The sequence below is a fragment of the Bacteroidota bacterium genome (genome assembly GCA_030706565.1).
Classification (GTDB): Bacteria; Bacteroidota; Bacteroidia; order Bacteroidales; family JAUZOH01; genus JAUZOH01.
Genome location: JAUZOH010000304.1, coordinates 1 through 4,624, shown reverse-complemented (window position 1 = coordinate 4,624; position 4,624 = coordinate 1). Strand labels below are relative to the sequence as shown.

The window sequence follows — 4,624 nt, the reverse complement described above, 5'->3', positions numbered from 1 at the left end:
TTGACACGAAACCCTTCACACCATCCATGATATAAGGGACATCAGTCCAACCTCCCGCAAAATCAATACGCAGGGGAGCTTTAAAAGAAAAGTTAATCTTATCAATGATTCGGGTAGTTGAAGTGGGTTCCAGTTCTTCAGGAACTTCCCTCTTCACAAACCGGATGGAAATATTCAAATCTTTACAAAGCTTGGACTTATCTTCCAATCCAGAATCATCCCGGTTAAGCACAAATATATCGGGCCTGAGTTCTTCAAGAATCTGGCGAAAATCTATTTTCCCTTCATCCACCACACAGTCATTTAACACAGCATAATCAACATCCTGCAGGGCAGCCACCAGATAAAGCCTGTTTATTTCAGGATTCACCGGACGACCGGGACCTTTCAATTGCTGGATGACCACATCCCTTCCTACCCCAACTACAAGTATATCGCCAAACTCCTTACACTGGTTAAAGAATACTGCATGACCCGACTGCAATATATCATAACAACCTGTACAAAATACTATTTTTTTATCGGCAAATTTTTTCCTTAATCCGCCAAGTTCCTCATTTTTTAGTACTTTGGTTTTAATTGATTCAAACATAATATGCGTGTTAAATAGATTGAGCGAAGATACTATTTTTCATATCAGAACGTAATAAGTTTTAAAATGTTTTTTTTCAAAAAATGGTCATGTAGTTTTAAAAAATTATGTAGGTTTGCGCAAAATTGTATAGTTCATGTATTCGACTTTAAGAAAAATATTAGCAGGAATTTTAATTTTCTTTGCTATTTTTTTTATTGGTTATTTTTCTTTTAGGGACTATGCCCTGAAGAAAATCTTGGAAAGTCAGGCCAATAAGCTGGAAGAAAAATATAATGTCCAGTTGACTACCGGCAAAGTAAATTTTAAGGGAATGTCGGGACTCTATTTTAAAACTATTGTGGTATCAACAACTGAAAAGGATACCATCCTGAGAGCCGATTCGGTTTATCTAAAAATCAGGCTCTTACCCTTACTGGCAGGAAAGAAAAGGTTTAGCAATTTTGATGCTTATGATGTCGACATCAGGTTAATCAAAAAAGGTAATGTCGATAATTTTACCCGTTTTTTCAAAAACAGGAAAAAAACCGAGGTGGAGGGGAAACAATATTCAAATTTCTCTGATTTGATGAATTCCATGCTCGGCAAAATTTTCGGGATCATTCCTTCCAAAATATCTTTAAAGCATCTGAATTTAAGTACTATTTTGAACAGCGGGCAAACTTCATTGTATGTCCCCAATTTCAAACTATATTCCGGTAAATATTACGGTTCCGTAGTGATTACCTCTGATGAGGGGCAAAATAACTGCCTGATTGACGGGAATTTAGAATCATCCAAAAGAATTGCCGATTTTAATTTAAGCAGCGCCGACTCTAAAAAATTAATTATTCCTTTTGTTAAGGCGAAATATGATGCCAGAGTCGAATTCGACAGCCTTCACTTAAGTTTTAAGGATAAAGGGTTTGAAGGAGGTCTGCTCAATTTAAACGGGAAATCTGAGATTGCAGGGCTAATGATCAATCATAAAAAACTGGCCCCAACAGATATCCTTTTAAAAAAAGGGTTAGCTGACTTTAACATACGGATTGGTGACCGGTCAGTAGAACTGGACAGCAGCTCAGTTATTGGGATTAACCAGATCAGCTTTAATCCCTACATCAGATATGAAGCAAATCCAAACAAACAGCTCTCTTTAAAAATATTGAGAAAAGAATTCAATTCCCTGAGCTTTTTTGAATCCCTTCCTAAAGGAATGTTTAATTCCCTTGAAGGTATGCTCACGGAAGGAGATTTAATCTATCATCTTAATTTTTATGTTGACTTCCATCATCCGGCCAATTTAGTTTTTGATTCAAGATTAGAAAAAAAAAATTTCAGGATTGTCCATTTCGGAAAGACCAATTTCAGCATGATCAATGGGAATTTTTATCATGAAGTATATGAAAAGAACAAACTGGTCCGGGCTTTCATGGTAGGTGATGATAATCCCAATTATGTTCACTTAGATCAAATTTCAAGTTATTTAAAAAATGCAGTTCTAACCTGCGAAGATCCGGCTTTCTTTTTACACCACGGATTTAGTGAAGAAGCCTTTAGAAAATCAATTGCCACAGATATTATCAAGAAAAGGTTTGCCCGCGGGGGAAGCACCATTTCCATGCAACTGGTCAAAAATGTATTTTTGAGCAGGAATAAAACCGTTTCCAGAAAGATGGAAGAGGCCCTGATCGTTTGGCTTATTGAGAATATGCACCTTTCAACCAAGTCAAAAATGTTTGAGGACTATCTGAACCTGATTGAATGGGGGCCCGGAATTTATGGCATAACGGAAGCCAGTAATTTTTATTTCAATAAACGCCCGGTAGATCTAAACCTGACGGAAAGTATTTTCCTGGCCAGTATCATTCCCCATCCTAAAACCTATAAATTTTGCTTTGATTCTACTGGCCAATTGCGTCTACGTTACCAGAGATATTTTTCGATGATCAGGTATTTGATGCTCCGCAGAAGAGAAATTTCTTCAGAGGACACTGCTAAAAATTCACCATGGATTGATTTGAGGGGAAGAGCAAGGGAAATGGTCGTCTCTCATGACACTATTGCTGCTGATACGACAGAAAATTTCGATACTATTATAGATTAATAAAATAACGACCTAATAAAAAAAAATCGGATGTCAAAAATTGACATCCGATTTTTTTATACTTGTAATAATCGAAATGAATTATTGTTCGCCACTGTGTTTTCCAACAGCAATCAAAAAGCCGCCATCAACATATAGAATATGGCCGTTTACATAATCGGAAGCCTTAGAAGCAAGGTAAACAACCGAACCCACCAAATCTTCAGGAAGGCCCCAACGTTCAGCAGGAGTACGTTTAATAACGAATTCATTAAAAGGATGTCCTTCAACACGAATCGGAGCAGTTTGCTCGGTAGCAAAATAACCAGGACCGATGCCATTTACCTGGATATTATATTTAGCCCATTCGCAAGCCATATTCCTGGTCAGCATCTTCAAACCACCTTTTGCAGCAGCATAAGCACCCACATCGCTTCTGCCCAGTTCACTCATCATAGAGCATACGTTGATGATCTTTCCGGATTTCTTTGCAATCATGCCTTTTACAACATGTTTTGACATGATGAAAGGCCCAACCAAATCAATATCCACTACTTTTTTGAAATCAGCAACCGCCATATCCTCCAGGGGAACACGTTTAATGATACCGGCATTATTAACCAGAATATCAATAACGCCAATTTCCCTTTCAATTTTTGCAACAGTCTCAATGACTTCAGCCTCATTTGCAACATCGAAAACATAACCCTTGGCTTCAACCCCGGCCTTTTTATATTCACTTAAAGCCTCGGCCAAATGTTGATCAGAAGAAGAATTAATCACCAAAGTAGCACCCGCTTGTGCAAGTCCCGTAGCCATTGCCATACCCAAGCCATGAGTTGCACCTGTCACCAAGGCAATTCTCCCTTTTAAATTAAATAAATCAAATACCATGTAAACCTTTTCTACTTTTCAACTTCCAAAGAACTTCTACATTAAATCTTCATTTCTGCATTCATCTTTATCGTCATAATCCAGATTTTCGCCAGCCATACCCCAAATAAAGGTATAGTTGTGAGTAGCGGCAGCAGCATGAATCGACCAATTGGGAGAAATGACTGCATCTTCGTTTTTCATCCAAATATGGCGGGTTTCTTTAGGTTCACCCATAAAATGGCAAACAACCTGGTCATTGGGAACTTCAAAATAAAAATAAGCTTCCATACGGCGGGAATGGGTATGGGCAGGCATAGTATTCCATACACTTCCGGTCTTTAATTCAGTCATCCCCATTTGTAACTGACAGGTCTCTACGACAGAATTAACCAAAAGCTTATTGATTCTGCGTTCATTTGATGTTTCCAAAGAGCCCAGATCAACCTTAACTGCATCCTGGACAGTAACTTTCTTATTGGGGAAAACAGCATGTGCAGGGGCCGAATTAAAATAAAAATGAGCAGGATGTGCAGCATCTTTGCTGGAAAAAACAACTTCCTTATTTCCTTTGCCGATGTATAGAGCCTCTTTAAAATCAAGTTCATAGGTCTTATCATCAGCCTTAACCATACCTTTTCCACCTACATTGATAATTCCCAATTCCCTGCGTTCAAGAAAATATTTAGCTTTTAAGGGGTCAATGGTTTCGAGTAATATTTCTTTGCCGGCCGGAACACAGCCACCAACGATAAGACGGTCAAATAAAGTATAAACCATATTAATATCACCGGGAACCATCAGATTTTGCATTAAAAAATCCTTACGCAACCTTGAGGTATCATAACCTTTGGCATCTATAGGATTAGATGCCTGTCTTAATTCATAATGTAAAGCCATTATTATTTAGTATTTGTTTATTTGAGTGGTTAATTTTATTGTAATTTTTCCAATGAAGCCTTCATTCTTTTCATAGCTTCTGCAAGATTTTCATCTGAAGTGGCATACGAAATGCGGATGCAGTGATCGTCACCGAAGGCAGAACCGGGAACGGTTGCAATATGCCCTTTATTTAGAAGATATAGGCACATGTC

Annotated in this window: 5 protein-coding genes; 1 reads left to right on the top strand and 4 read right to left on the bottom strand. The window is 38.0% G+C overall.

Annotation, left to right across the window (positions count from 1 at the left end):
• On the bottom strand, nt 1-592 hold a 592-nt coding region (locus Q8907_13020), incomplete at its 3' end, for an adenylyltransferase/cytidyltransferase family protein (GenBank protein MDP4275192.1).
• A 136-nt stretch (nt 593-728) separates the two neighbouring features.
• Between Q8907_13020 and Q8907_13015 the strand changes: the two genes are divergently transcribed.
• Nucleotides 729-2,678 (top strand): biosynthetic peptidoglycan transglycosylase, encoded by a 1,950-nt coding sequence (locus Q8907_13015; protein ID MDP4275191.1) that lies wholly within the window; start codon nt 729-731, stop codon nt 2,676-2,678.
• 81 nt (nt 2,679-2,759) lie between these two features.
• Here Q8907_13015 and Q8907_13010 read toward each other — a convergent pair whose 3' ends face one another.
• The 3 genes from Q8907_13010 to Q8907_13000 all read right to left on the bottom strand — a co-directional run.
• Nucleotides 2,760-3,551 (bottom strand): gluconate 5-dehydrogenase, encoded by a 792-nt coding sequence (locus Q8907_13010; GenBank protein MDP4275190.1) that lies wholly within the window; start codon nt 3,549-3,551, stop codon nt 2,760-2,762.
• Nucleotides 3,552-3,587: 36 nt separating this feature from the next.
• A complete protein-coding gene (gene kduI, locus Q8907_13005; protein MDP4275189.1) occupies nt 3,588-4,430 on the bottom strand; it encodes a 5-dehydro-4-deoxy-D-glucuronate isomerase in 843 nt (280 codons plus the stop codon).
• A gap of 35 nt (nt 4,431-4,465) precedes the next feature.
• Nucleotides 4,466-4,624, bottom strand: a 159-nt coding sequence (locus Q8907_13000) for an aspartate aminotransferase (protein MDP4275188.1), incomplete at its 5' end; no start/stop codon positions are given.